We start from the raw sequence: 26,449 nt of genomic DNA on the forward strand, positions 1-26,449 counted from the left end.
GATGCTGGCAGATGGAGGCAGATGCCGGCTGGCATCACTCCAAAGCACTGGCCCCACGGTATGGGGTTTCGACGAATCCAAGTTCGATCAAGCTCTGATAGGCCTTTTGACCTTCCGGCTTAGCGGGAGTCATCAGACGAACAACCTCCACCAGTACCGGAACAGCGATTTCCGGCTGACCTTGGCGGCGGAACAGGGCTGCAAGACGAAGATTGGTCTGGGCCAGAAGCACGAGCGCTTCGCGTCCTTTGGTGTCCATCTCGCGAGGAATTCGGGCATCAAGGCCACGGAACGCGCCGGACAGATCGCGATAAAACGCCAGCAATTGCTTAGAAGCTGTTCTGGCGTTGTCGTAATCCTTTTTGGCTTGCACAAGGTTGCCTGCTGCCACAGCGGCGTCACCGCGCTCGATCAGAGACTCAACAGCTGAAACGTTGAAACCAGAACCGCTTGACGCCAGAACCTTGGTGGCTGCACTGGGGGACTCTGACGCCGACTGAGCCATGGCTGGACTGGCGATCAAGCCTGCCGTCAGGGCTAACGCTGAACAGAAGAGGCGTGAACGCATGGAACCAGGTTTCATTGCGCGGACTTTACGTGCAATGGAGTGGTCGATCGATACATTCCCGGGCCGCTTGTTCAGCCGTATGCATGCTGGCGGCCAGTTCATGGTTAAAACGAAGAGTTTCGTCTTTGCCTTTTCCTTGAACCGACAGTGCAGGAGCGAAGCAAATGGCCGAACGACTGCGAGGACCAGGTCGGGCTGGGTTGTAGGCAAGTCCCACTGGAACAACTTGCACATTCACGCCATGTCGATGCGCCAGCTGCGCAAGACGCACCAAACCCTGTTCGAGTTTGATCGGATCATCTGTGCGGTTGATCCGGCCTTCAGGGAACACCACCAGTTGTTGGCCACTTTCAAGCAAATCCAACGCGAAACGCAGGGTGGTCAACGACGGTTTCTGTTGATCAACAGCAAAGCAACCAAGCCGGTGCAGAAACCATCCCTGCAGGCCTGACATCTCGGTGCGGGTGACCATGAAGCGGCAATCACGACCCGTCACACGACGACCAGCGGCCATCGGGATCATCAGCGCGTCCCAACGGGCTCGATGGGTGGGCGCCAGAAGGACGGGGCCTTGTTTGGGAAGATTTTCAGCACCAAGCACCGTGCGGCCACGCAGGTAATGCAGGGCCACGTCTTGGGTGAGGATCATGGCCAAGGGTGCCCAAAACGGATTGATATCCGTTTCAAGAGCTGATGCACGTGTCGCCAGGGTGCTGGACACCGCCTTGGTCCGAACTTCCACTTCCAAGAAAGTACTGGTGAGAATCCGACTGAATCCGTTCGGCTGGGCAGTTGATCCTTCGGCCGTCACACGGGTTGAGCTGAATAGGATTCGAGCTTCGTTGAGACCGTGTTGTGGCCAGCCTTGGCGTGAATATTGACCACATTGCCAACGTGCGCCAAGCCCGGCGCACCGTTGAACCTGATCCAGTTCCAATGGCCCTCTTGGCGGAACTGGGTGGAGCTGATGGAATCACCGTTCACCTGCGTGAAGATCGGCGCCACATCCAAGACAGGGACGTTGAACTGTTAAGGCAAACGGTTCGAAGCCGTTTAAACCTGGAGATGGCTGCAACAGAGGAGATGGTCTCCATTGCCCTGCGGATCCAACCCGACATGGTGACGCTTGTGCCGGAACGGCGCGAAGAGGTCACCACCGAAGGCGGCCTCGATGTGGCAATGCAGCAGGGAACGCTGAGCGACATGATTCAGCGGCTGCAGGCTGCTGGTATTCCCGTCAGCCTGTTCGTTGATCCCGATCCAGCTCAACTCAAAGCCTGTGCAGACTCAGGGGCGCGTTGGGTTGAACTCCACACAGGCACTTATGCGGAAGCTGACTGGCAACATCAACCGCAGGAACTCGCCAGGCTGACGGAGGCCACGGCGTGGGCTCGATCGATGGGGCTGAGAGTGAACGCCGGGCATGGCCTCACCTACCAGAACGTGGAGCCCATCGCGGCCATTGAGGGGATGGAGGAGTTGAACATCGGTCACACCATCATTGCCAGGGCGTTAGCCGTCGGCTTGAAAGCTGCTGTGAGTGAAATGCGCGCTTTGGTACAGAATCCCCGGCGTGAGCCCTTGTTTGGAAGCTGAGCGCCATGACCGTGTACCACTTCGTTGCTGCAAGCGAGCGCTTTCTGACCCAAGAGGAGCCGCTTGAGGAGGTTCTCAAAGAACGCCGTCGCCACTACGCCGAAGAGAACAAGGACATTGACTTCTGGCTGGTTCGGCAGCCCGTGTTTCTTGACAGCCCAAGCCTGTCTGACATCAAAGGCCAACTGCCCCAGCCTGCTGCAGCGGTGGTTTCCACTGACGCCAAATTCATTACCTTCTTGAAGCTGCGACTTGAGTTTGTCCTCCAAGGGACATTCGAGGCACCCACGGATGTGATCCCCGATCCGCTGGCATCAGCCAGCTGAATCTTTGCCCATCTGGCGCTGTGACGCTCAACATGCTGCGTTGGATGCGCCCATCCATGGGCTTGACGCAATCACAACAAGGGCCAACACAGGACAAATGATCTGACCAGAGCTAAAAAAGCTCGGTGTTGATTAATGACCATGGAGTCTCGCGACGAACAGGACAACACGGTTGAACTCAGCCCTGAACTAGTGGCGGTGCTGGACAAGCGACAGCGTGAGTGGGGCACCAACAGCAGAGGTGAAGTGGTGGAGATGCTTTTGGGGTGGATGAAAAAAAAGGCGAGTTGACATCAGGCACGCCAATTCCCAGGGTGCTTGAAGGGAACCATCGAGATCCGCCACTCCAAGACATCCTGAGAAAGCTCGCTGCAAAATGGCAGTATGAACAAAACATTTCGGGCACCGATCCACTCGATTGCCGTAGCTCTGCTGTCGATGGCTGTGATTGTTTTAGCCATCAAAGAGCCGAAGGACTGCGTGAACAACTCCAACGAAGGAGTGGTACCAAGTGCTCCGTCAGCACCAACTTCAACAGGAACAAGTTCAGCTGGACAGCGGGAATTGCGGAAATTCTAATCAGTGAAAAGATCATCGACTGACGATCAATACCTGAGGCTTTTTGGCAATCGATAATGGCATATAAAACGCATTTATCCTTTCAATCTGGAAAACAAAATCTGCCCACTAATCGCCACTTCTCGAGAATCTTTTCAGTGGCACACACTCAATGGCAATGAATGACAAGACCATCGCTCCGGCGTAATAAGTTGAATTGGCAACCATCAACGAGCGCCAGCTTATGCAACGATCCTTCTCGGAAGTAGCCCGAATCGAGCTCCATTCGTCATTCTTTTGATTAAATCAAGGATTGATTTGTTTCATTCCTGACAACCCGTGGGAATTGACACTAGAAAGACCAGGAATGATTGAATCAGTTGTACTTTCTTCTCCTCCTGGCATTGCTGGGTCCAAAGAGTCTGAGATCGTGGATCATGAACGAGCGTTGAGATGATCAGATGGTCATAAAAACGGCAACCGTTGCTTCTGATGATCACGACGCTTTGACCCTTTGGGTAAAATATTCTTTGCAATGAGCTTGAATCAACTCAAAACGGTCGCTTCACTCTTTAGCAGGCGGATTCACCAACGCAGAAGGAACCTGCCCAGCACAGGCTAAACATCCTCCGTTGATTCGATAAGGAGCCAGATGATTGCGAAGACAACGAGTCCCCCGGAAGAAGTGAAGTTCTCCCAACTCTCGAGCATGAGCATCGGTGAATGGCATCCTCAACCAGGCATCAGGCACTTGGCCGACCAGCCGTTCTCGATTCTCTTTAGCCTGATTGCGTCGTTCAACCTCCTCGCGATCATTCTTCGCGTAGACGCCTTCAACCTGCAATTCCTTTGAACATTCGAGACAAGCCGTCACCACTGGCTTTCGTCGAGTTGTGTTGTGCGAAAGCTTGTCACTCGGAACTTCTCTTTCTCGACCACAAACACAACGACACCACCAATACGCATTGCCACTCTTGGTTCTGCGTTCAGACGACCTCACAACAGTGAGACGTCCATAGACTTCTCCGACACGATTTCTTGGCTTTGATGGCATCAGAGACTCTCAATCAAGGACATAGGAGACAGTCACATCACTCTTAAGGCTCGATCGAACGACGCCCCCAATGCTGTGGCCAAAGAACGACGACACCAAAGGCAATCATTGAACCAATGCATGACTCAGCCAATCGAAGCAGGGCATTGACCATGGGATTCAGTGCTGAATCCAAACTTGCTGTCACCATCACAACAAGAACAGTGATGGCTGACAGTCGGCTGAAATTTGGACAATTCAAACTTGTGCAGATCAGTCCTGTGATGAGAACAGACAACCCAAGCCCGATGGCACTGAATTTGAACAATGTGAGATAAAGACCACTGACCAAAGCACCAATAGCGGAACCGACAATCCTAAGAAACGCAGAGCTGGTGGTTTCACGCCGAGTTGCCTGAATCACAACAACCACTGAGATGGCAGACCATAAACCACCGATCTTCGGTAAATAGTCAGGAAATAAAGCAGTAAAACGAAAGCCAACCGAGTAAGCCAGTAAAGCCCCAAGTGCCAATTGCGCTGACAGAATCAGTTGTTCGTGTCGGTTTTGTCGCTTTTTTGTTGGATTAGCCACCTAGCACTCCAGCGATCAGGATCACAACGATCAAATCAACGTTAAGGCAAAATTCATAGGTGAACAACAGATTTGTCTCAGAGCACCAAGTGTGACCGTTTAGCGCACAGCAAAAGGCTGCAACGGTGAGACAACTGATTCAGTGAGTCATTGGAAGCAACAAAACACATCAAAACGCTTGTCCGGAAGCCCGTGCGCCTTGTGTGGTCAGTGGGAACCAATGTGAATCAGTGGATTAATTTCACGCGGAAGTCAAATCGCTGATCCAATTTCAATGCCTGTTTGAGCAACATGTCAGGTACGAATCCAGTGACCAACAACTCAGCCACCGCAGCAAACGACAGTCTGAGCAGTAACAGTTGCAACGGCACAACGTTGGATGAAACCGTGATGATCTCTTATCGCTCAGACACCATGGAAATCCTCACTGCTTTAGCCATCCTTCCTTTCCTTGCAGCTCTTGTCGTGGGAGCCCGTGAAGCGGAAGACGAGCAGATCTGAGCTGTGGCCCCAATCGCTGCGCCATGGCTATGCCTGAAGTGCGATTTCCACTGGCATGCGTTGCTTCCTGGTCTTCTTTGGACTTGCGTTCACCAGCCTGATCACTGCAGCCACTGCTGAGACGCTGTCACCCGACCTCAAGCAAGGTCAGTCGATTCTCCACGCTGATCAGACACTGACAGCTTCGGGTTGGGAACCTGACCCAGAGGATCAAGCCCAGCCTTTTGAATATGTGCTCGCTGGGAACAGCCTGTCGTCATTGGCTTCTTGCTCCGGAACTGGGGTTGGTTTCTGTCGATATGACTATCGGCTGAACAATCAAAAGTTGATCGTCGTCACCATTCCCTCCAATCATCCAGCACATGCTGGACGTGTGTACCGCTGGTGGATGGAGACACTTCCGATCAACCAATCACGTTGATCAAGCGAAGAGTGCCCCACAAATCGAAAATACAGAAAATCAAACCGATGACGATCAGATCCCAGGCTCGATGCCGCAGAGCCCAGGGGGCCAGAAACACTTCAGCGACACCGTGAAGGGCTGTCCCCAATGCAATGTGCTCTAACACCAGCAGACCATGAGCGATCAGAAAGAGCCCGCTTGCGATGAAGCGCATCGTCACGGACCAGGGGACTGACACTCAACTCATCGAAGAATCTGCTCATTTTATCGGGTTCACTTTTCATTGCCTCCGGTGATCGTCCACCCGACCATGCGCCTCCTCTGGACCACACCCCCCTGTTCCTCAGTCTCAATAGTGCTTACTATTGAGAAACGATGCTTCCGCTCTCCATGTCGCCAGCAAGCTCACCGGCTGAAGCGAATGGAACCCTGAAAAAGGGTCTGCACCAAGACGGGAGACGCATGACCCCACAGCGTCGGTTGGTTCTAGATCTGTTCGAACAGATTGGCAGTGGCAGTCACCTCAGTGCAGAAGAGGTCCATCGCCAATTGGTGGATCAACAATCGAAGGTGTCGCTGGCCACTATCTACCGGACACTGCGGTTGCTGGTGGAGATGGACTTCCTGCAGGAGCTGGAGCTGCGCGAGGGAGGCAGTCGATTTGAACTGGCTGACGCGGAGCACATCCATCACCACCACCTGGTGTGCGTCCGCTGCGGTCGAACAGAAGAGTTCGAAAGCGAGGCGGTGCTTCAAGCCGGTCGTGACGCCTGTGGTCAATTCGATTTCGAACTGATTGATTCCAGCCTGAATGTGCGGGGCATCTGTCGAGATTGCCGTTGAGGTTCTAGCGATGGTCTGCTGGATGTTCTGAGCATGCCATCCAGTGACTGCCCATCTGATGCACACCTTCACAGCCAATCAACTTCGCCTGCGACTCCGCTTCAGCGCGGGTGGGGTAGGCCAAGAAGCGCGGATCCTCTGAACGGACTGAACCCTGATGGGAGCTGTGGTCATGACCTTGGCCCTGTCCACCCAAACGGACGAGACCCATGCTCATCGGACCGGCTGTCCAGACACCCATTGTGTTGACACCAACCGCCAACAACCCCATTCCGACGATGGCCAGGTTGATCACTCCCATCGCGACCACACCGATAGAAACCACGCCCATGGGCACCACACCAATGCAGATGACGCCCATCGGGACGATGCCGATGGAGACCGTTCCTAGTGGAGCAATCCCAACCGCGAAACGCTTGGGCTTACTACCGCAGTGCGCTGGTGAGGGATCAGGTGTTGCAGGTTCAGTCATGGGCGCATGATGACGCTTTGTGCAGCCGGACTCAAAGATTGGCAGGCTGTCATTGATGAATCCTCAAGCTGCCAACGGTTCGCACACGTTCACGCTGATCTGTCCTCATTCCATCGATGAAGGCATGTCAGCCGTCTTGGCGGTGCGTGGACAACAGAGCGTGGTGCTTGATCTGAGCCACATGGACGCCATTACAGCTCAACGGACTGCTGATTTCGTTTCAGGTGGCGTTCGCGCCCTTGACGGACAGGAGTATCGGTTGGGTGAGCTGGTGTTCCTGTTCACCCCAGCCACCACGATGGTCACCCAGAGCTGAGGGCACCCCCGCAGGAGGAACCACCTCCAGCAGTGCAACCAAAACAGTGATCAGCCACAGCGATGGGCTGCTCGATCAATCCATCTTCGGTATGGAGCAGATCGATCAGTTGACGAGCGGTTCCAGCGGTCGGTAGATCGAGTTGCTGATTGAAATCACAGTCGAAGAGTGAGCCTGTCCAATTGACGCTGATCAAACTCCGGCACATCACTTGACTCAGGTTGTCGGAACGATGAGCTGCCTTGAGGCTCGACATGTAACTCTCCAGAGCACCCTGATGCTGGAGATCCCTCGCAAAGCGCTGGATCGGCATGTTGGTGATTGTGAGCAGATGGGAGAAGCGAATCCCATGGGACTGCAGCAAAGCCTCTCGATACTGCTTCTCCAACGCCGCTTGCGGGGGAGGCAGTGCAGGGCCCAACGGATTGAACACCAAATCCAGCTCCAGCGAGGAATCAGGCTGGGCATAGCCAAGCTGATTCAACAGCTTGAGCCCGGCAATACTGCGTTCATATACCCCCTGTCCACGCTGCTGGTCCACGCGTTCCTGCTCATAACAGGGCAGTGATGCCACAACACGAACACCTTCATCAGCAAGAAAACGAGCCAGATCCTCTTGGCCGGGTTCGCTGAGAATCGTCAGATTGCAGCGATCAATCACGGTCACGCCCAAAGCACGCGCGGCGGCAACAAGCCACCGGAACTGAGGGTGAAGTTCCGGAGCCCCACCAGTCAGGTCCAAGCAGGCCAAATTCTGAGCTGCAAGCACCTCAGGAATCAGCTCAATCAAGTCCGGGGCCATCATTTCCTGACGCCAGGGGCCTGCATTCACATGACAATGACTGCAGGACTGGTTGCAGCGATATCCCAGATTCACCTGCAGGGTCGACAAACGCTGACGACGAAGCGGGGGAAAAGACAACGATTCAGAATTGAACGGTGGCGTTGATGTGACCAGCTTTGAGGAAGCAGCTGATGTTGATTCTGCCGACATCAACGGCCTAGGCACGCCATGCTTCGTGCTTGCGCCATCCCGATGAACCACGCCACATATTGATTTGGGCCTCCCGGGATGCAGACGTCAAATTGGAGCGGATCGTCCGGGTCACTAATTCCTTCGAACGTTCCATCCGAGAATGATGGTCGATCCACTTCACCGCCACTGCTGTCAACAAGCACCACACGATTGGATTGTCCGAAGGTCTCTCCCAGTTCCTGGAGAAGCGTGAGGAAGCCTCGATCACTTCCGCCTCTCAACCACCCTTCACCGGATGAGCAAGGTGTGGATGTGACCGTGTCACCGACGCCAACCAGATGGGGCATCTGATCGCGAGGGATTCGCTCCTTGCAGAGTTCGATTAGGGAGTTGTGGTCGTGAGGTGCGGTGCGGACGTTGAAGTGATCCCCCAACGGGGCTGTGCCCGTGCGAGCGGCAATATGGCGATTGATCAACACGAGCAATCCCACCTCCTTGATCGAACCACGCAGCATGAATTGAATATCCGTACTGCCGACATCACCCTGCGTTGCGGGTTTCAAACGCTCTTTCCCTTGCGCATCACGGCCCAAGTTCGGAGCGACATGAAGGAAGAATGACTCCGACAACCCCTGGTCCGCAGCCATCGCCATCAACTCCTGCATCACGCTTTCCAACATCGCCTGCAGCGAACGCTGACGAAGCACGTTTCCAGGAACCCTGGAATAAAGGCTGTTGAGATTGATCGTTGGTGCCACCTGCATGTCGAGAATGGCGCGATCAATTTCGGTGTGAAGCTCATCACGGCTGAGCTCGGGCATCCGATCCGGCAAAACCTGAGCGAGCAGGGTTGCCAGATGCTCCGGAACTGCGGCGAGAAACGCCATTTCTTCATCGCTGACCCCTGGGTGGGACAGGCAACCAAATTCGTCTTGGAGCTGAACACCACCGGCCGCCAACCCTGGGAGATACAAGCCATCCCGCCGCGCCTGACCAGGATCATCCAACCCCTGCTCAACGAGGCGATTCACGCCGCGTCGACCTTCGTGCTCACCATTGGTCAGCACCGAGAAACTGCCACGCAAGCGCGACGCGGCCTTCACGTAGTCCGCCGGCAGCTGGCGGGTAAGTGGATCCCGCACTAAGGGCATGCAGACACCATCGAGGTCTTGAACAATCAAGAGATCTGGGCTGGAGACCAGCTCCTGATGCAAAGCGTCAAGATCCATCAGTGTTCTGTCATGCCAGCGATGGTGTTCACCATCCCATGCACGCCCTGGATCGCCAATCACTTCAGACCCATTACACGCCGGTAGGCAGGGCGAGCATGGGCGCGATCTCGGGGTACAGCAGAAGCGAAGAGGCCGAGTGGGCCTGCGTAGCACCATCAACAGCCTCCCAGCAGTGAGCGATCAAGGGACGATCGGGTGGGTCGAACTCGTGAAGCAGACTGGAAGCACGACCACGATCCACTCACACCCATCCGGTTGCGGCAATGAGTCTCAGCTTTTCTGAGCAAATGCAATCCAACGGCTTCTTCCCGCGCAGCCTGGATCGTGATCAGGTCCGTCAACGGGTCTGGGAGTTGGAGCGGGGCAAGGTGGGGTTCTACAGCGTGGGCCTTTATCCGGCATCCCTTGCTTACAACTGCGCCATGCAGCAAAGGGATGAAGACAATCTCCTGCTCGCTCCACGCCCAGGACGAGATCTTCTCGGAGCCTTTCCTCAATCCGCTCTCGACGGAATGGATCCTCAACATGTTGCCTCCGTGGAGAGGATGGGATCGCATGCCCACGAAGGCGGGCGCCGCGCCAATTCACTGGCGGATCTGCTGAGGCGCTGTGAGCTGGTGGTGCTGAGTGCCAACAGCAACCATGTGGAAGAGGATCTTCAGGAAGCCTGTCGCTTACGGGAAGAGCTTGGCCGGCAGCACGTGGTGTTGGCCTGTCTCGCGGGATCGTTCGGCCATGACAACATCGCCAACGAGTCTTATGTGCTGTGCGAAAAGGTGCCCAGCCTGGGATTTTTCTCCGGATTCCATCGGCACGGAGCTCTGCGCAATCCCCTCGACAGTTTCACGGCCAATTTCTGTCATCCCAATGCCCTAACAGCACTGTGGGGAGCTCGCATGCTTGACCGCCTATCCCCGAACATTCAGGTGTCTGCAGGGGTCCACAACGTTGAAGGTCAATACATCAAGGCCGCCAAGAACATGTCCTCAGTGTTCGCTGGATTCGGGTACGCCTATCACCAGGACAATCCCGGTGTCTTGCCGACCTTGCTGACGCTTCTGCTGGATCAGTGTCTGGACCAGGCTGCCACCGTGTCGATGGCCCGTCGTAACAGACAGAGCCTTTACAACCGCCAGCCTTTTGCCCTGACGGAACTGGGTTACGGAGTGCAGCGCATCGAAGCTGCGTTGGTGCGCGGTGGAGACATGGAAAAAGTACGCGACCACACCTTTGCCCAACTCACCGCCATGGTTGCCGATGTACGCGGCAGCATGATGCAGCCCGTCTCGGGCAAACCCACCCGGAATTTCCAGGCCGGACAAGTCATGGCAGAGCAGATGCGCAGGGAACAACGCTGCCCGCACTCCATGGAGGAACTGGAGCAATGGTGTGAAAATGAGGGGCTTCGGAAAGGCGGCTTGGAAGGCCTAAAAGCCTTGCGATATTGGCCGCAGATTGCGCGCAAATATGCGATTCCTGTTCACGATGCGTCCATGGTGAATCTTCTGTACATGGCCATTTACGGAAACTCAGCAACGAAGGATGTGGCTTTTTCCGTGATGACAGAAAGCCGCGAATTATCGAACTATTGCCAGGAATCCGTGCGACCAACCCACAGCCGCCGCTACGCCGAAGCACTTCAGAATCTCGATCAAAATGAAGCGATGGATCTTCTGGTGAACGCCGTTGTTGCTGACAATGCACGACGTCTCATCGGGGATGACAATGGCCTTGAAGAACAAGATGGCGACAATAAAACCCCTGCTTATCTCAAAGCCATGAATGTGATAGAAAACGCACTTTAAAAACCAAGTGCTGCGCGTTTGGAACTACAGCGAGACCACGTGATCAGCAATCTCAACATAGGGATCAGGATCACAACTCAAGACCACCACTTGAAGGCCAAGGTCCACAGCCTGACGCAACATGCGCTTCACAAGCTCCAGACGCCTTGGGTCTGTGTTGGTGAAAGCATCATCGAACAACAAAGGCAAACAACCATCGTGGGCCTCAGACAGAGTGTGTGCCATGGCCATCCGAACTGCTGCATTCAATTGTTCTTTTAGGCCTCCACTGAGCTGGGCAAAATCCATGCTTTGGCCCGAACGCTGCAAACGCAGATCACTGAACCCCTCCTTTGCATCAAACCGCAGTTCGGAACGATCGCCGGACTCCTGAAGCAATGGAGCCAGGAAGCCATCAATGCTGTTGCTCAGCGGAGCGGAATAACGCTGTGACAAGTCTGACCTGGCCGACTGAAAACGCTTTAACAGCAACACGCGCGCATCCACAAGTTGTGTCTCCTGCTGTTCTGCCTGAACAGCAACCTCCTGCCGCTGAATGGCTTCCTCCAACTCAGCATGAAGCTCGCGGTGACCAAGCCGCTCGCAACGCTCCAAGAGAGCACCGCGTTCGCGGTTGAGATCCGCGAGTTGTCGATTCAAGCGTTGTTCTCGGTCATCCAGTGCAACCAGCGCCTGCGAAGCATCGAGACCTGGGGCCAACCCGCTGGCCTCACACACCTGATCCAGTTTCTGTTGAAGCTGCTCACACTCCTGCGTGACGGCCTCAAGGCGAGTGCGGATCTGATCGGGTGATCCCTGCCGCTCCTCAATCGCCCCTTTTTGATCCATCTTTTGGCGATGCTCGACCACCAGCAGCTCCAGGTGCAGTCGGTGCTGCTGCAACTGCCGCTCCTTGCGCTGATGGGCTTGATCGGACTGGTCCAGGCGCTGTTTCAAGGTGCGCAGTTGCTCCTGCGCAGCTCGATATTGCTGACGGCATTCTTCGAGCGCTTGATCAAAATCAACGATCTCCGCTGGCAAGTGCTCGGGCTCAAACGCGGCGGCCTGCTGCTGCAGAGCATCCAGCTGGGTCTGCAGTTTCTCCAGAGCTTCAGAGCTCTCAGATGGGCCGTCTTGCTCTACTAGTTGACGCAACCGTGCATCGATCAACGACAACGCCTGTTGTTGCTGGTCACGGCTTCGACACTGAGCTTCAGCAGCATCCACACTGTCAACGCCCCAGATCGTCAGAGCGGCCTGCAATTGCGTTCGCGCACGCTCCTGTTCGTCAATCAGTTCTGAACAGCCTGTGCCTTCACCAGGACTCACTACGAGCTCGACACCATCTCCAACGACGACACGAAAGGCGCCTGCCCGGTGAACCGCCTCTCCGGTGGCGACGGATTCGCCATCCACAGTCACCCCGAGATCAGTTGTGATCACCTCAATGCGCGACGCCATGCTCTGAAGTCGGATCTCCAGCTCACGCAGTCGACGATGCTGGGTTTGGAGTTCAGACAACGCTTTGGCATCCCCACCGGGCATCGTCCGCAAACCACGGCGGAGCTCAGCCTGCTGATGTTCCAGTTTCAGTTGTTGCTCACGGCGGCGTTGAATCTGATCAATCCTGGCCCGTAGACGTTGTTGATCCTGACCTCGCCGAAGGAATTGGCCGCGTTCTTCGAGGCTCAGCCGCTCTCGATCCTGTTGATCAAGCAGCGTCTGCTGTTTCTCCAAATCTTGAATGCGGTTCTGAGAAGCCTGAACCTGAATCTCCAATGCACGGCGTGCTTTAACCATGGCCGTTTCTGCAGTTTTGATGGCGTTGTTCAGATATCTCAGACCGTTGAGTTCCTGCTGCCACTGCTGCTGTTGAAGGCGCAAGGGAGCCAGACGCTGTTGAAGATCCTTCAGATCCGTGTGTTGCTGACGAAGACGCTGCAGTTCAGGAGCTTGCCGCTCGAGTTCAGCAAGAGCTTGTTCATTGTCATCCAAGTCTCGGCAGGCTCGCTCGTAGGTCGCCAGCCTCTCTTCGGCTTCGTTTCGCTGCTCGATCGCTTGCTGGAGTTCCTGTCGCCGCTTCCAAAGTTCGCTGTTTTGCTTGACCCCTCGACTGGTCAGGCTTGCCGCGACTAACGACTCAAGTTGTTCGTAGACATGCTGATCCAATGGCGACTGCAGTGACTCTTCCGCTTGGGTTTCCAGCGCTGCAATCAACCCATTCAAGTCGTAGTACTTGGCATCCAGATCAAGCAGGTTTCTGCCGGCAAGTCCCTGCATCACCCACAAATGGGACCAACGCGTCGGAAGCATTCGGTTCGCCTGGCGGCTGCCGATGGTCTCGTCGACACCCAGCAAGCTGGCCAAGTGATCTTCTGCATCAGCGCCCAGAAAAGCCTCCTGCCCAGCTCGACTGAGTCGGCTGGTGCCACTAGCCCCGCGAAAGCACTTCTGCAGAGACCAACAGTGCCCCTTGGCCTCAAAAGTGAGCTCCACCTGGGGGTATCCGGCATGGGTCAACGAGCGAAGGTCCCTGATAGCGGCTCCAGTGGCAGTGGCTTTGACGAAGAGCGCGCGATGCATCGCCTCAACCAATGAACTCTTGCCGGATTCATTGGAACCACCGACCAACGTCAATCCCGTTGCAAAGCTCAGCTCCAACACACGATGCCGGCGAACGCTCTCCAGTCGGCAGCGAATCAAGCGCATGGGTCAGCAGCGCAAAGACGATGCAGTTCGATCAGAGCCTGCTCGGCGACGGGATCAATGGCTTGCTCAAGCTCCTCCTGGAGGTCTCTCGCGATCGCATTCACCAAAGGACTTTCCAAGCGATCCAAAAGCTGGTCACGCTCAAGAGCCGTCTGGAGGCGATGCAACTCCCCTCGCAGACGTAAATGGAGCAACTGCTCCCGCAAATCCTCCAATCGATTCTGAAGAGTCTGGTGAGCCGACCAACCCAGCTGTCCATTCAGTTCAAGACGCAGCAAATCGCGCCCTACACGTCGGCCGATGCAGTCGCTCAAGCATTGCTCCAGCCTTGCCAAATCGCCATCACCATTGAGCGTCATCGTGATGCGATGCCACTGAAACCGACCTGTCGCGTGAGGTCTGACTTCAGCTGGGAGGTTGCGGGCTAAATCAACCAACAACACTTGTGAACGGTTGTCATCAGGACCATTGGGGAAGCGATCTGGTTCGGGCGTTCCGGGGTACCAGGCCTTGCGATCAACCGACATCAATCCATGCCAATCACCGAGTGCCACATAATCAATTTCATCCGACGGCAATCGATCCAAGACCAACCGATTGACGGAATCTTCGTTACCAAACCCCTGAACCGAGCCATGGGCCAGAACCACCCTGGGGGCTGACGGATCGAGCGTCTGCCAATCGAGTTGTTCAAGCCAGAGCAATGGGTTGCGGCTTTCGTGCTGTCGCAACAATGGGCACGGCAACACGGTGATTCCCGCCACCAAGACCGGCTCGGAAGCGAGAAGGAGCTGAAGATTGGTCGCACGATCTTGCATCTGACGCTGAAGGTCTTCACGTCGCCAGATCCCTCCGACACCCCCGTGATCGTGGTTCCCAGGGATTACAAGAACAGGGCAGGACATGGACCCCACCACCTCCAACACCTCCATCACCGTGGCTGCAGGAACGGTGCTGGAATCAAACAGATCCCCTGCCACCAAGACCGCGTCAACATCCTCCTGACGCGCAATCTCGGCAATTCGCCCGACCGCCTCTACGCGCTCCTGCTGCAGGCGTGCTTGTTTCTGGCCATCATCGATCCACCGATAAGGCTTGCCGATCTGCCAATCAGCCGTGTGGAGAATCCTTGGCACCAGTGCCGTTGAGTGATCGGAACCCATGCTGCCGCCTTCCCGGCTGATTGACCGCACACTGCGTTCTGTCAGGCACACCAAAAGGCGCGATGTTTTGCCTTGAGACCCATGCGATTGGACGTGTCTGCATCCGCTTCAGGTTCCATGTCGATCCTGCAGACCATTGCTGGGCTTTTTCATCCGCCTGACCAGATCGCTGAAATCCAGCAGCTTGGATCCGGCAATGTGAATGACACCTTTCTGGTGACGCTGGCCGAAAATGCCCCACGCCAGGCCTTCGTGATGCAACGCCTGAACCGGGAGGTGTTTGAACAACCCGAGCTGGTGATGCGCAATCTTCTACGCCTGGGTGATCACGTCGAGCAAAAGCTGGCCGCACAACCCCCGGAACTCACAGGCAGGCGTTGGGAAGTCCCGAAAGTGTTGCCCACCCTCGATGAGGAGGCCCACTGGGTTGAACATCAAGGCGAATTTTGGCGGTCCATCACGTACATCGGAGCGGCCACCACGAGTGATGTGATTGAAAACGCTACCCAAGCCCGTGAACTGGGCTACGGCTTGGGAATGTTCCACCACCTGATCAGTGATTTGCCAACCAAGGAATTGGCAGACACCCTGGAAAACTTCCATGTCACGCCCACCTATCTGTCGGAATTTGATGCCGTTTTGGCGACCGCGAAGCCCAACACCGACGAGCAGCTGAACGCAGCTCTGGACTTTGTGAACGCACGACGGCAAGGCCTTGATGTGCTTGAGAAGGCTTGCGAATCAGGCGTTCTGCACCGGCGTCCGATTCACGGGGATCCAAAGATCAACAACGTGATGATCGATGACGTCAGCGGTCAAGCCGTTGGCCTGATTGATCTCGACACCGTGAAGCCAGGGCTTGTGCACTACGACATTGGCGACTGCCTGCGTTCAGGCTGCAACCGACTCGGGGAGGAAACACTGACGCCCGACCGGGTGTCGTTTGATCTCCAGCTGTGTCGGGCGATTCTCGAGGGCTATCTCAGCATCGGGCGTTCTTTTTTGACGCCGGAAGATTTCCACTATTTGCCGGACTGCATCCGATTGATCCCTCTGGAACTGGGCCTGCGCTTTCTCACGGATCACCTCGCAGGCGATCGTTATTTCCGAACGGATCGGGCCAACCAGAACTTAGATCGCGCGAGAGTTCAGTTTGCGTTGACCGAATCAATCGAAGCCCAGTGGTCTGCCATCCAGACTCTGATCGGTGAGCTCTCTCAACAGCGCAAAAACCACCACGTGGTTACCGGTCCTCCTCAAGATGGATGACTGCTAGTAACACTTCAGATCGCAGACAATCCATGACCTCTCCCATCCATCTGCTGATTGTCACCGGCACCACCATTCTCAGTTTGTTGACGGCTTCGGCCGTTGCTGCAGAGGATGAATTCGGATATGCCACCGAGGCAGAGGCTCTATCCAAAGCCCAGGAGCTTGGCTGCGAAGGTGCCTATGAATGGGAAGGGATCTGGCTCCCCTGCGAAGAAGACAACATCGGCAGCGATGACCACAGCGGCCATGATCACAGTCACGGCCACCAACACTGAACCAGGATCTCAAGATCTGGACCCGTTGAGGCCTGATCGCTAACGGACCGTGAGGAGGAGTCAACGACGCGTCCCTTTCCGCATGGCGCCAGGGGGAAGCAGCTTTGTTTTGGTTGGAAGGACAGGCATGCAGAGAGCGTCTGCTGATGGACGGATGGCCCGAACAAAACCGTGACTCCCTGGGGTTATCCATGCCTTGCGGCAACCCCTATCCAATCGGAGGAAGCAACTGCCAGGACCATTGGATGAGCCAACCGATCACAGCGGCGTGGAGGATGTAGGGAAATTGCTCAGTCGCACGAGGCCAGGATCGCCGATCCCCCCGAGGCTCTTCAACGTTCTGAGTCAAAGCCAGATGCGCGCCCCAGTTCAGCACCAGCCAGGCAGACAACCATTCCAGGAGGAAATATTGATCGAGCCCATCAATCATTTGCAAGCTCCGCAAGTGCATCGGGGAAACTCTTACAGAAACAACCGATCAGATGGCCGGTCAGTCATTCATTCGAAGCAATGACCCAGCCAAGGATTTCACAGCTTTAAACACACCAAATCAGTTGCTTGCATCAATCAATTGGTAGGCAACGCTGAAGCGAAGGAGCGCATTGGCTGCATGCAACAGACCCACCAAAGCCCATTGAATCGGTGCCGTCACAACGTGCTCCAACGAAGGCGGTTCATCCTGCAGACAGGTTGAACGGGTGGTGCTGATGGAGGGAAGGGTGCACACTGCCCATGACCACCCAGGTCCAGGCGAGATCTTGATGCAGGCCAGCGCGATCACAGCAGGGACCTTGAACCATGGGTAGACACCCCGTGATGGTGAGGCAGGTCTGCAGGCTTTATCCATTTGAGTCGGATCCAAAACCTTCGCTGCAAATGGTTGCTGAAGTGCTCTGGTTGGAGACGGGTTTGCTGGAACTGACGTTTAATCTTCAGACCAATCTCGACACCGAGACCCTCCAAGACCTGAAAATCACATCTGCTGACGCGTCCGGCAGCGAAGCAAGAGAAAAGAGGCACGACAATCTCTGGAAGCACACCTGCTTCGAGGCCTTTTTCGGCAAACCAGACTCGGAACAGTATTGGGAACTGAATGTGGCGCCTTCAGGACACTGGAATCTCTATCAGTTCGATGCGTATCGCAGCGGAGGAAAGGAAGAGCCTGATACTGATATCCCGACGACGTCCTGGAAACAGAGTGATCGGAAGTGTTGCTGCAGCATCACCCTGAACCTGTCACCTTGGTGGGAAGGTTTACAACTTCCAGAGCTGGCCATCTCCGCTGTTTTGGAAACCCAAACAGGCCGTCTCAGTTATTGGGCTTTGCAACATCCCGGGGACAAACCAGACTTTCACGATCGCAGGAGCTTTTTGAAGTGGTGATGGCTCATCCACCACCATCCAAAAACTGGATGCCTGTGCTGCTGGGATTGCCCCTCTTGCTTTCACCACTCACGGTGTCTTGCCAGACGTTGGAAACCAGAGGTCAGCCCGGAGCACTGCCGCAGTCCACGAACGTGGCTAGAGGGCTGCCAACGCGCGACGATCTGCCTCTGGCGCCGAATGGCCGGCACTATCCAGTCGTGCCAACACAGCCAAGGGAGATTGCCGACCTCATCGCGCTTGTGGAAACGGCTGCTGTCGATCCCAACATCACATCAGAAACCGTTGCAGTTCTGGCTCATCAACAGCAAGTGATCTACAGGGCCTTGTCGCGTGACCCCAGCATGAGTAGGGCGGTGCGCAATCAACTCTCCCCTAAATGGCACTGGGTGTTTGATCACCACATCGCAGCTCGCAGGGAATTTCTAGCGATGCATCGTGGACCAGCGTCAAGCCTGCTTCCTGCCTGGCGTATCCAAGCTCCAGCATCAGTTGATGAACTGCTCAATGCTTACCGCAGTGCATCATCCGCCACGGGCATCGACTGGGAAGTTCTGGCAGCCGTGAATCTGGTGGAGACCGGGATGGGGCGCATTGACGGCGTTTCTGTGGCCAATGCCCAAGGCCCGATGCAGTTCTTGCCCACCACGTGGACAGAACCCGGCATCGGTCAGGGCGGGGACATTCGAGATCCCTGGGACTCCATTCATGCAGCAGCGCGCTACCTCGTCCGCAGAGGAGGCCTCGATGACATCCGCAAAGGATTGTGGGGCTACAACAACAGCGATCACTACGGCAAGGCCGTCCTCCACTACGCAGCTCTGCTCAAGCAGAACCCCCTCAGGTATCGCAGCTTGCATCAATGGCAAATTCATTACGCCTCGTCAGCTGGTGACCTCTGGCTAAACGAGGGCTATGCCAGTGATCAGCCGATTGCCGTTGAGGACTATCTCGAACAGCACCCCCACAGCGCGCCGCCAAACCCTTAACCGTCACCCCGGTGGATGGACCATCCACGCAGCATCGTTCAAACCTCTGCCATCTACGCTTCTGGGGACAGGACTGAACGAGCTGCGTGGCTAAGGAACTGACCCATCGTGCCGATGAACTCGCTGGTCTCGGCTGGTCTGCAGACGATGTAAATCGCTACGCGGAACTCTGGGACTACCGGCAGCGGTGGGGTGCGATGAATCTTGAACGGGAAGATCGCCTGTTCCTGCGGAAGGCAGAGGCGGCCTTACCAGCCTTGGTCACCGGAAAGGCTGCGGCTAAGAAAAGCACTCAGGACAAGTCTTACTACCGTTGGTTGCGCTTCCACCTGGATGCCATGAGGGAGGCCGAAGCTGCCATGGAACTGAAGGATGGTGGACAAGGTGCATGGCCGATTTTGCTTGAAGAAGAACTCCGGCTCCTGGATTATTTCGAACCGGTGCTTGGCTTGCCTGACACATTGAAAGCAAAAGCCTTCGACAATTTCCGCGCCCAAATGTCTGCACAAGCTGCAGCTCTACCAGCCGATCAGATGCAAGCGTGCAGCTACGACTTTAAGGCGGCCCTAACGGCGCTGAAAGAAAAGGAAAACAGCAAGTGGCGGCACCTGGTCGAAGACAGTGGAGATCAGTCCTATCCCGTACTGCTCGGAACCACCGCTGAATCGTTTCGAAACGACGTTCGCGATCAGCTGACGCCACTGCTGCGGCAAACGCTTCCATCGCTCGCCGACAGCGAAAAACCAGATCCTGGTGCTGCTTGAAGCCGAGTAGCCCAACTGAACGCTAGAACGAAGACAACTCACTCTCCCAACGCCGTGACAGATCAGCGCTTCGAGACACTGCAACTGCATGCCGGTCAGGTGCCTGATCCCACCACGAACGCGAGAGCGGTTCCGATTTACCAAACCAGCTCCTACGTCTTCAACGACGCTGAGCACGGCGCCAACCTGTTTGGCCTGAAGGAATTTGGCAATATCTACACACGCTTGATGAATCCGACAACGGATGTCTTCGAAAAGCGCGTTGCAGCGTTGGAAGGTGGCGTTGCTGCACTAGCAACGGCATCAGGCCAATCAGCACAATTCCTGGCCATCACCAACTGCATGCAGGCTGGGGATAATTTTGTCTCAACTTCGTATCTCTACGGAGGAACATACAATCAATTCAAAGTTCAATTCCCTCGACTTGGCATTAACGTAAAATTCGCCGATGGCGATGATGTTGAAAGCTTTGCAAAACAGATTGATCAAGGAACTAAAGCGATCTACGTCGAAGCGATGGGTAACCCACGCTTCAACATTCCTGATTTTGAAGGTCTCTCAGCATTAGCCAAGGAGAACGGGATTCCCCTGATCGTTGACAATACCCTTGGAGCATGTGGTGCGTTGTTGCGACCAATCGAGCACGGGGCTGATGTTGTTGTCGAAAGCGCCACAAAATGGATCGGAGGGCACGGTACGAGCCTCGGCGGTGTGATTGTTGATGCTGGAACTTTTAATTGGGGAAATGGAAAGTTTCCGTTGATGAGTCAACCCAGTGCTGCATACCACGGACTCGTGCACTGGGATGCATTTGGTTTTGGGAGTGAGATCTGCAAAATGCTTGGTTTGCCTGACGATCGAAATATTGCCTTTGCGTTGAGAGCACGCGTCGAGGGGTTACGCGATTGGGGACCTGCTGTCAGCCCCTTCAACAGCTTTCTTTTGCTGCAAGGCCTGGAAACCCTAAGCCTACGAGTCGAGCGACACGCTCAAAATGCAATGGAACTCGCCACCTGGCTGAACGACCACCCAATGGTGAGCCACGTGAGCTACCCGGGACTATCCGGCGATCCGTATCACGCTGCGGCCAAGAAATATCTGAGCGGACGTGGAATGGGATGCATGCTGATGTTCTCACTAAAAGGCGGATACGATGATGCCGTACATTTCATCGACAGCCTAAAGTTGGCGAGTCACCTGGCAAATGTAGGAGACGCAAAAACACTTGTGATTCATCCTGCATCAACAACGCATCAACAATTAAGCGAACAAGAACAAGCCTCTGCAGGAGTGACTCCAACAATGGTCAGAGTGTCGGTAGGACTTGAGCACATCGATGACATTAAGGCTGACTTTGATCAGGCTTTGAAGTCAGGATGTTGATGATAAGGAGGTACAACTGAATGGCACTGATCCTGCCACCTAATTATCACAAGATCACCGCAGTCGAGAGGAATAGAATCTCCTGGATCAAACCAGAACAAGCGGAAAGGCAAGACATACGACCATTGCGAATCGGTATCCTGAATATCATGCCTTTAGGAAAACAATATGAATTTAATTTGCTGCACCCCCTCGGTCTATCAGTGCTCCAGATTGAACCAATCTGGATTCGTCTACAGTCCCATGCCTACAAGAGCTGGGACCAATCTCATCTCGATGAGCTTTACGTGAGTTGGGAAGCTGCCAATGCAGAACGCCCTTTGGATGGCCTAATCATCACCGGTGCACCTGTTGAGCACCTGGAATTTGAGGACGTACGCTACTGGCCAGAACTGGTGAAACTCATCAACGAAGCAAAAGAAATGTGTGCAAGCACACTGGGCTTATGTTGGGCAGGATTTGCCATGGCGTACATGGCAGGTGTCAATAAGATTGCACTGGATAAAAAATTATTTGGTGTCTTTCCGATGCGAAGCCTAGTCCCAGGTCATTCATTGATGGGGACGCAAAATGATCAGTTTCTGTGTCCACAAAGTCGGCATGCAGCTCTACCAGATACAGCCATGGAAGCCGCAGAGCGACAAGGAAGACTACGATTGCTAGCCCATGGTGAGTCAGTTGGATACACCATTTTCGAGACCCCAGATCAACGACAGCTGATGCATCTTGGACACCCGGAATATACAGTGGGCAGGATTGTGGCGGAAATGGAGCGCGACAAGGCTCGTGGTGACGTACCGCCTCCTGAAAACTTCAACGCAGATCATCCGCAAACATTGTGGAGATCCCACCGCAATTTGTTATTTCAGCAGTGGCTCTGGTTCTGCTATCAACGCGTAAGCTTCCAAGCCTAAAACTCAGGAATGAATCACCCTCTACAACTTTTTGATCAATGGAGACGATCCATCAGCAAATGGATCCCGATCAAGCCTCGTTGGGATCGATCAGCTAAAGACATAGCACCAAACGCAAGTGAAGATTGGCTTCTTGAACCTCTCAATGAGTGTGAAGCAGTGGAGCTTTTCCCACATTTAACAAGGGAAAAGGCTATTATCCAATATCAAAAACTCAGACTTCAAATGCGATGTGAGGAGGATCGAGGTTTTGAACAAATTTAATCAATTAAATAATTATCAAGGGCTTATTATTACCTGAACTTGGTCTGACGCTTTGAATGACTGTGCTTCGAAGACAGATGCAAAAGACACGATGCATTAGCCTGCTCCTCCACTCTTGACAGACGAGTGACAAGAACAAATGTGTCCTGAGCAGACATCTCTCCATCGGCCTCCCACTTTAAAGATGACAGATCAAAAGGGGACATCGATGACGGACGAGAGCAACTAAGATAGCTTTAATTAATGAAAGGTTGAGGCGCGGAGTCAATGCATCTATCTTAAATAATTTGAAAAAAGTTACGGATGCAACCAAATCGCATGAAAGAGCTGTTTTACCTCTGCCGTCACTAAGCCTTAGATGGAACACGCAAACGCTCGCGCTCTTACCCAACCAAGATCGGCGTAAAGGAGGGTCTTCCGATGGACGAATAGTGGTTACCAGCCATCAAAACGTCGGCCTTGTGACAAAAAAACTAGGGCTAACGCGATAAAGTTACAAAATATAAGGTTTTGGCGTGAAGTACACACCAACACAAGAGCATCTTGCTCATCAAATCCCTGAAGTGGTTAAATCCATTAATCAGCTTTTGGAAGGTCTTAAGCAAGATATCGGCGTTGATGACCGCTATATCTCTCTTTTGCTGGATGCCATGGCCGAAGAACGCGTTCGGTTGCACAGGAATTCAGAAACAAACTTCAGCTACCGCTAGTTACACCAGAAACAAACGACAAAACATCGAGCAATGATTGGATTGGTTGATAACCGCAGAACATAACGATCTAAGATCCGAGGAAAATTCAAATTGAAAACACATCAAAGTTAGGGCAAAGGTCAAAGACCAATTGAGCGATCAAATAAATTTGTTCATTGAATCCCCCAAGTCGAAGCAGAAACCTAAGAAACACCTATATTGAAGGAAGCGATTCTCAGACGATGCTAATTCGCAGCCTTGACTTTCACGGACAAATGGGGCGAAGAAGTTACTTCCTCTCATTCATTACACGCATCTTGATTATAGTACTGATCTTGTTGGCGGGAAATATAATCGTATATGGCATTGAATATCTGACGACAGGGCAAATCAATGGGATGACATTTGATGATTGGAGTCAGTTTGACGGTGATTTAGAGCCATCAATACTCGAACAAATGATCACAGCCATACTTGGCCTGATAGCAATATCGCCGATTGAGATACGACGTGCGAACGACCTTAGTATCAATTGGAAGTGGATTGTCCCAACATTTCTATCGCATTTTGTTGTATTCGCACCCTCAACCGACCTGTTTTTCGTCAATGGTCTAATAGTTCTCCTCAATGTCTATACGTTTGTGATTGCTTTAATCCTGTTGTTTAAACCTGGTCAAAAATATAAAGATTGGGTTAGAAGCGGTAAACCATAAACGAACTTTCGTTGGTTTATCGTATTAACGATCAAGATCAGTGCCTACATTCACCAAAAGAATTACAATCGTGCAAAAGATTCGGAATAACACATTAGAAATAGATCAATGATTGATCGCTAAACCTTATCAGCCTGTCATGAAGGACTCGTTCAATTAATGACTAGCGATGTCAACGACCTGATTCTCCATCACGCTTAGAACCCAAAATCAGTCGCAGAGCCACAATGAACATCAGCCATTGACTAGATTGTCGGTAGGAAATCTAGATTCATGATCCCTGAACCCCACCAGCCGTTTGATATTGATAACGGACCAGACAAGTTCTTTTTGATAGGAACCAGCTTTATCGTAATCTTCTTATTTTTGCTTTGACGCATTCAATCCAAAGCAAATGCCTGGCGATGTTCATAGCTCTTTTGAGATAATTTATAGAAACAACTTAAAAATAGCATTTTAAATTTTAATTTACGATACTCTATTCTTGATATCCAATACTTCTATTCATTGTAGATTAAGCGATCTTAGATGTGAGCACACAAAGATAATCAGGGTTACAAGTTGTCGATCGGTCGGCCTCTCCACGATTGGTCAGACATCAATGTTCTTAAACAAGTCAATGCTGAGTCCATTGATTCATTCCAATGGTCCTGTTTAATTCTAATCAAATATTCATGTTGAACACCTGACCCCCTTTGTCTCGCTGCAACAATCGAAACGTCGTCATATCCAATAGGAAATAAGTCTGCAATTGGCCATCCAAGGATTCCTTCAGAAACAAAGAGTAAAAAATCAAAAATCACAGGATTGAAATATTCTTCATGCTCCATCAAATCACCACAGGCAATCATCTGCTCTTTACTTTGAGGTGTATAAGTTACAAACGAAAAACATAGTGAATGGGCTGTATTTTGAAGATACAAACCAGGAAAACGTTGAAGATACATCTTTTTTATTAAATACGAAGTAGATCCATAGAGGTCCGTTAGCAAACCAAAATTAATTTCCTAAGTAGGTACTATGAATCATAGACGAAATGACAACATACCGACGTCGAGTGACCAGTAACAAGACAAATGAAATAAAGCAATGAAGTTAAAGTCAAATGAAAGACAGTGTATTCACGATTAACATCAAGAAAGAAACTGTAAATAAAGAGTTTGTCGCAGTAGCCCAGTAGCCAATCACTATGCAACAACAGCAGAGGTGCATGAAGACTTCTTCAGGCCCAAAAAAACGAGTTTATGATTGACGAAAATCATACATAAGCAGATTAAAGACTATCTTACAACAACCAATCATGGAGAATTGAATATCAATATAACAATTATGCTGACAGTTGCTTCTACCGAGAGATTGATTCTTAACCTCCAATTTCAGACAAGCCCCACATATTATAATGGAAATCATTATACCCTAACGTCAGCCTTCAGTAGATGCTTAGAGCTGCGGGAAATGGAGATGAAGTGACATCAATATCAAAACCGACCGGCTATCTGATAACCGGTGATGCCGTAGGGACAGCTCCATCAGAACTATTTGAAAGCGAATGAAAACGCTTCACTGGTGGACTAGACAGTCCGACACAAGGTTTTTATCAAGTTTATACCTGAAGACTATGAGAAAAGGTAATTCATTGGAACGAATAAAATCTTTTATAAGCTCATCTGTAGTTGTCGTGAAGATCAACGATAGACAAAAAGAGTAGATAGTCTCAGCCATCTCACGGCGTAAGAAGACGTCCAACAGGCGGCTGCGAAGAAACAATAATGATGTACAAGTAGGCCCTAAGGCCCAGTCGACTTGCCTTCAAAAAGATACGAGCCATAAGGTAAACAACACCTCTTCAAGTCAACGAGACCGTACAGGCCAGCTAATTCTATTATGGGCGCAAAGGACAGAATCAGTCTGATTCTTCCACAAGTATGGAACTTGAATTAAGTGTCGACTCGCCCTGCGGCCTTAAACCTTCTTCTGCCTTACTTAACCTCTCAACCAAGTTCAATGTATCGTTCGGAGACAACTCCCCATCATCCCCCCACTTGAGACTGGATAAGTCAGGAGGGCACATGAAACGAACATATCAGTTAAACGAAACTAGAGTATTTCAAGCCATAGTTGCACTAGTACGTTTCGAAGTGATATGAAAGAAATTATAAACAATGTATACCCATGATACTAAACGCAAACAAAGGGTGTTAAAACTGCCTGTTAAGAAAACGCTGCTGTAATGAGTCGGCCAGTCCCAATTGTCATCAGAAATATCATCATCATGACGACGTCCCATGCTTTTGATTTGATGAAATAGGGAACTGAGATTGTCATTGCAGTTAGGTGAACGATGACACCAGTCACAACATCAAGATGCAAAGTAATAAAATAGGCTGCAATGACAAGACCGCTGCCAACCACCCTCATTCGCTGGAACAAATCCATTACTCCTCTCTTTATAGTGATGAAAATCTAAAGACTCAGTTCAAAGACTGCGGATAGGGATAACCGGCAATACATCCATCTTGATTCAAGATAAATTATCTTGGAGCGATCATTCAGAGCTCAATAACTGAAGCCACACTAAAATTAGATTGATAAGTTATTACACGACTATAAACAGTGACACAGACCCACATGCAGGGATGTATCCAATATCGATTAAGCCGGCATACAGTCAAATAATCAGAAACTATAATCAACTAAACAAGATATTTTCAAGAGAACTTATTGC

29 protein-coding genes are annotated in these 26,449 nt (G+C 52.5%); 17 read left to right on the forward strand and 12 right to left on the reverse strand.

From position 1 onward, the window contains the following. Window positions 1–34: 34 nt before the first annotated feature. Window positions 35–568 carry a hypothetical protein gene (locus tag SynA1825c_RS08165; protein ID WP_186468858.1) on the reverse strand — a complete coding sequence of 178 codons (534 nt, stop codon included), beginning with the start codon at window positions 566–568 and terminating at the stop codon, window positions 35–37. Window positions 569–593: 25 nt separating this feature from the next. Beyond that, window positions 594–1,289, reverse strand: coding sequence for a 1-acyl-sn-glycerol-3-phosphate acyltransferase (locus tag SynA1825c_RS08170; protein WP_255476886.1), 696 nt, complete (start codon window positions 1,287–1,289; stop codon window positions 594–596). A gap of 134 nt (window positions 1,290–1,423) precedes the next feature. Here SynA1825c_RS08170 and SynA1825c_RS08175 point away from each other — a divergent pair, with 134 nt between their 5' ends. From SynA1825c_RS08175 to SynA1825c_RS08185, 3 genes are all read left to right on the forward strand, one after another. Then, window positions 1,424–2,164 carry a pyridoxine 5'-phosphate synthase gene (locus SynA1825c_RS08175; protein WP_186468859.1) on the forward strand — a complete coding sequence of 247 codons (741 nt, stop codon included), beginning with the start codon at window positions 1,424–1,426 and terminating at the stop codon, window positions 2,162–2,164. A gap of 5 nt (window positions 2,165–2,169) precedes the next feature. Next, window positions 2,170–2,490 (forward strand): MgPME-cyclase complex family protein, encoded by a 321-nt coding sequence (locus SynA1825c_RS08180; protein ID WP_186468860.1) that lies wholly within the window; start codon window positions 2,170–2,172, stop codon window positions 2,488–2,490. A 141-nt stretch (window positions 2,491–2,631) separates the two neighbouring features. Beyond that, window positions 2,632–2,781 carry a hypothetical protein gene (locus SynA1825c_RS08185; protein WP_186468861.1) on the forward strand — a complete coding sequence of 50 codons (150 nt, stop codon included), beginning with the start codon at window positions 2,632–2,634 and terminating at the stop codon, window positions 2,779–2,781. Between the two features lie 832 nt (window positions 2,782–3,613). Here the strand turns inward: SynA1825c_RS08185 and SynA1825c_RS13650 are convergent. Continuing rightward, window positions 3,614–4,102: an early protein (E6) gene (locus SynA1825c_RS13650; RefSeq protein ID WP_255478322.1), complete on the reverse strand. Its 489-nt coding sequence runs from the start codon at window positions 4,100–4,102 to the stop codon at window positions 3,614–3,616. Window positions 4,103–4,145: 43 nt separating this feature from the next. After that, a complete protein-coding gene (locus SynA1825c_RS08200) occupies window positions 4,146–4,676 on the reverse strand; it encodes an aromatic acid exporter family protein (protein WP_186468864.1) in 531 nt (176 codons plus the stop codon). Between the two features lie 291 nt (window positions 4,677–4,967). On the opposite strand from SynA1825c_RS08200, the gene SynA1825c_RS08205 reads away from it, so the two are divergent. Together SynA1825c_RS08205 and SynA1825c_RS08210 are read left to right on the forward strand one after the other, a co-directional pair. Further along, the gene (locus SynA1825c_RS08205; RefSeq protein ID WP_186471246.1) at window positions 4,968–5,177 is read left to right on the forward strand and encodes a hypothetical protein; all 210 of its coding nucleotides are present in this window, start codon (window positions 4,968–4,970) and stop codon (window positions 5,175–5,177) included. 55 nt (window positions 5,178–5,232) lie between these two features. Further along, window positions 5,233–5,598, forward strand: a complete 366-nt coding sequence (locus SynA1825c_RS08210) for a hypothetical protein (protein WP_186468865.1) — start codon at window positions 5,233–5,235, stop codon at window positions 5,596–5,598. On the opposite strand, the gene SynA1825c_RS08215 is transcribed toward SynA1825c_RS08210, so the two are convergent. Further along, entirely contained in the window at window positions 5,582–5,794 is a 213-nt protein-coding gene (locus tag SynA1825c_RS08215) for a hypothetical protein (protein WP_186471107.1), read from the reverse strand. The genes SynA1825c_RS08210 and SynA1825c_RS08215 overlap by 17 nt on opposite strands. A 176-nt stretch (window positions 5,795–5,970) precedes the next feature. On the opposite strand from SynA1825c_RS08215, the gene SynA1825c_RS08220 reads away from it, so the two are divergent. Further along, window positions 5,971–6,423 carry a Fur family transcriptional regulator gene (locus tag SynA1825c_RS08220; RefSeq protein ID WP_186471108.1) on the forward strand — a complete coding sequence of 151 codons (453 nt, stop codon included), beginning with the start codon at window positions 5,971–5,973 and terminating at the stop codon, window positions 6,421–6,423. Between the two features lie 4 nt (window positions 6,424–6,427). Here the strand turns inward: SynA1825c_RS08220 and SynA1825c_RS08225 are convergent, their stop codons facing one another. Beyond that, the gene (locus SynA1825c_RS08225; RefSeq protein WP_186468866.1) at window positions 6,428–6,895 is read right to left on the reverse strand and encodes a hypothetical protein; all 468 of its coding nucleotides are present in this window, start codon (window positions 6,893–6,895) and stop codon (window positions 6,428–6,430) included. Window positions 6,896–6,950: 55 nt separating this feature from the next. Between SynA1825c_RS08225 and sepF the strand changes: the two genes are divergently transcribed. Continuing rightward, the gene (gene sepF, locus SynA1825c_RS08230; protein ID WP_186468867.1) at window positions 6,951–7,211 is read left to right on the forward strand and encodes a cell division protein SepF; all 261 of its coding nucleotides are present in this window, start codon (window positions 6,951–6,953) and stop codon (window positions 7,209–7,211) included. On the opposite strand, the gene arsS is transcribed toward sepF, so the two are convergent. Both arsS and stpA read right to left on the reverse strand, forming a co-directional pair. Continuing rightward, on the reverse strand, window positions 7,198–8,133 hold the full coding sequence (gene arsS / locus SynA1825c_RS08235) for an arsenosugar biosynthesis radical SAM (seleno)protein ArsS (RefSeq protein ID WP_255478323.1): 936 nt from the start codon (window positions 8,131–8,133) through the stop codon (window positions 7,198–7,200). The genes sepF and arsS overlap by 14 nt on opposite strands. Window positions 8,134–8,204: 71 nt before the next feature. Next, window positions 8,205–9,416 (reverse strand): glucosylglycerol 3-phosphatase, encoded by a 1,212-nt coding sequence (gene stpA / locus SynA1825c_RS08240; RefSeq protein ID WP_186468869.1) that lies wholly within the window; start codon window positions 9,414–9,416, stop codon window positions 8,205–8,207. Window positions 9,417–9,706: 290 nt separating this feature from the next. On the opposite strand from stpA, the gene SynA1825c_RS08245 reads away from it, so the two are divergent. Beyond that, window positions 9,707–11,224 carry a hypothetical protein gene (locus SynA1825c_RS08245; RefSeq protein WP_186468870.1) on the forward strand — a complete coding sequence of 506 codons (1,518 nt, stop codon included), beginning with the start codon at window positions 9,707–9,709 and terminating at the stop codon, window positions 11,222–11,224. Window positions 11,225–11,248: 24 nt separating this feature from the next. On the opposite strand, the gene SynA1825c_RS08250 is transcribed toward SynA1825c_RS08245, so the two are convergent. Then, entirely contained in the window at window positions 11,249–13,912 is a 2,664-nt protein-coding gene (locus SynA1825c_RS08250; RefSeq protein ID WP_186468871.1) for an ABC transporter, read from the reverse strand. Continuing rightward, the gene (locus SynA1825c_RS08255; protein WP_255478324.1) at window positions 13,903–15,075 is read right to left on the reverse strand and encodes a DNA repair exonuclease; all 1,173 of its coding nucleotides are present in this window, start codon (window positions 15,073–15,075) and stop codon (window positions 13,903–13,905) included. The genes SynA1825c_RS08250 and SynA1825c_RS08255 overlap by 10 nt, the downstream gene beginning before the upstream one ends. Before the next feature lie 117 nt (window positions 15,076–15,192). Between SynA1825c_RS08255 and SynA1825c_RS08260 the strand changes: the two genes are divergently transcribed. From SynA1825c_RS08260 to SynA1825c_RS08300, 9 genes are all read left to right on the forward strand, one after another. Beyond that, window positions 15,193–16,344 (forward strand): phosphotransferase enzyme family protein, encoded by a 1,152-nt coding sequence (locus SynA1825c_RS08260; protein WP_255476890.1) that lies wholly within the window; start codon window positions 15,193–15,195, stop codon window positions 16,342–16,344. Between the two features lie 32 nt (window positions 16,345–16,376). Then, window positions 16,377–16,622, forward strand: a complete 246-nt coding sequence (locus SynA1825c_RS08265; RefSeq protein WP_186468873.1) for a DUF3721 domain-containing protein — start codon at window positions 16,377–16,379, stop codon at window positions 16,620–16,622. An 876-nt stretch (window positions 16,623–17,498) separates the two neighbouring features. Next, the gene (locus tag SynA1825c_RS08270) at window positions 17,499–18,005 is read left to right on the forward strand and encodes a DOMON-like domain-containing protein (protein ID WP_255478325.1); all 507 of its coding nucleotides are present in this window, start codon (window positions 17,499–17,501) and stop codon (window positions 18,003–18,005) included. After that, window positions 18,005–18,994 carry a lytic transglycosylase domain-containing protein gene (locus SynA1825c_RS08275; protein ID WP_255478326.1) on the forward strand — a complete coding sequence of 330 codons (990 nt, stop codon included), beginning with the start codon at window positions 18,005–18,007 and terminating at the stop codon, window positions 18,992–18,994. The genes SynA1825c_RS08270 and SynA1825c_RS08275 overlap by 1 nt, the downstream gene beginning before the upstream one ends. An 86-nt stretch (window positions 18,995–19,080) precedes the next feature. After that, window positions 19,081–19,758, forward strand: a complete 678-nt coding sequence (locus tag SynA1825c_RS08280; RefSeq protein WP_186468875.1) for a hypothetical protein — start codon at window positions 19,081–19,083, stop codon at window positions 19,756–19,758. 54 nt (window positions 19,759–19,812) lie between these two features. After that, window positions 19,813–21,141, forward strand: coding sequence for an O-acetylhomoserine aminocarboxypropyltransferase/cysteine synthase family protein (locus tag SynA1825c_RS08285; protein ID WP_186468876.1), 1,329 nt, complete (start codon window positions 19,813–19,815; stop codon window positions 21,139–21,141). Window positions 21,142–21,161: 20 nt separating this feature from the next. After that, window positions 21,162–22,055: a homoserine O-succinyltransferase gene (locus SynA1825c_RS08290; RefSeq protein ID WP_186468877.1), complete on the forward strand. Its 894-nt coding sequence runs from the start codon at window positions 21,162–21,164 to the stop codon at window positions 22,053–22,055. Between the two features lie 779 nt (window positions 22,056–22,834). Next, window positions 22,835–23,029, forward strand: coding sequence for a hypothetical protein (locus SynA1825c_RS08295; RefSeq protein WP_186468878.1), 195 nt, complete (start codon window positions 22,835–22,837; stop codon window positions 23,027–23,029). 320 nt (window positions 23,030–23,349) lie between these two features. Further along, on the forward strand, window positions 23,350–23,724 hold the full coding sequence (locus tag SynA1825c_RS08300; protein ID WP_186468879.1) for a hypothetical protein: 375 nt from the start codon (window positions 23,350–23,352) through the stop codon (window positions 23,722–23,724). A gap of 554 nt (window positions 23,725–24,278) precedes the next feature. Here SynA1825c_RS08300 and SynA1825c_RS08305 read toward each other — a convergent pair. Continuing rightward, window positions 24,279–24,671, reverse strand: a complete 393-nt coding sequence (locus SynA1825c_RS08305; protein WP_186468880.1) for a hypothetical protein — start codon at window positions 24,669–24,671, stop codon at window positions 24,279–24,281. A 1,264-nt stretch (window positions 24,672–25,935) separates the two neighbouring features. Then, window positions 25,936–26,160 (reverse strand): hypothetical protein, encoded by a 225-nt coding sequence (locus SynA1825c_RS13540; RefSeq protein ID WP_222929984.1) that lies wholly within the window; start codon window positions 26,158–26,160, stop codon window positions 25,936–25,938. Window positions 26,161–26,449: the final 289 nt, after the last annotated feature.

It is taken from the genome of Synechococcus sp. A18-25c (assembly GCF_014280035.1).
GTDB lineage: Bacteria > Cyanobacteriota > Cyanobacteriia > PCC-6307 > Cyanobiaceae > Synechococcus_C.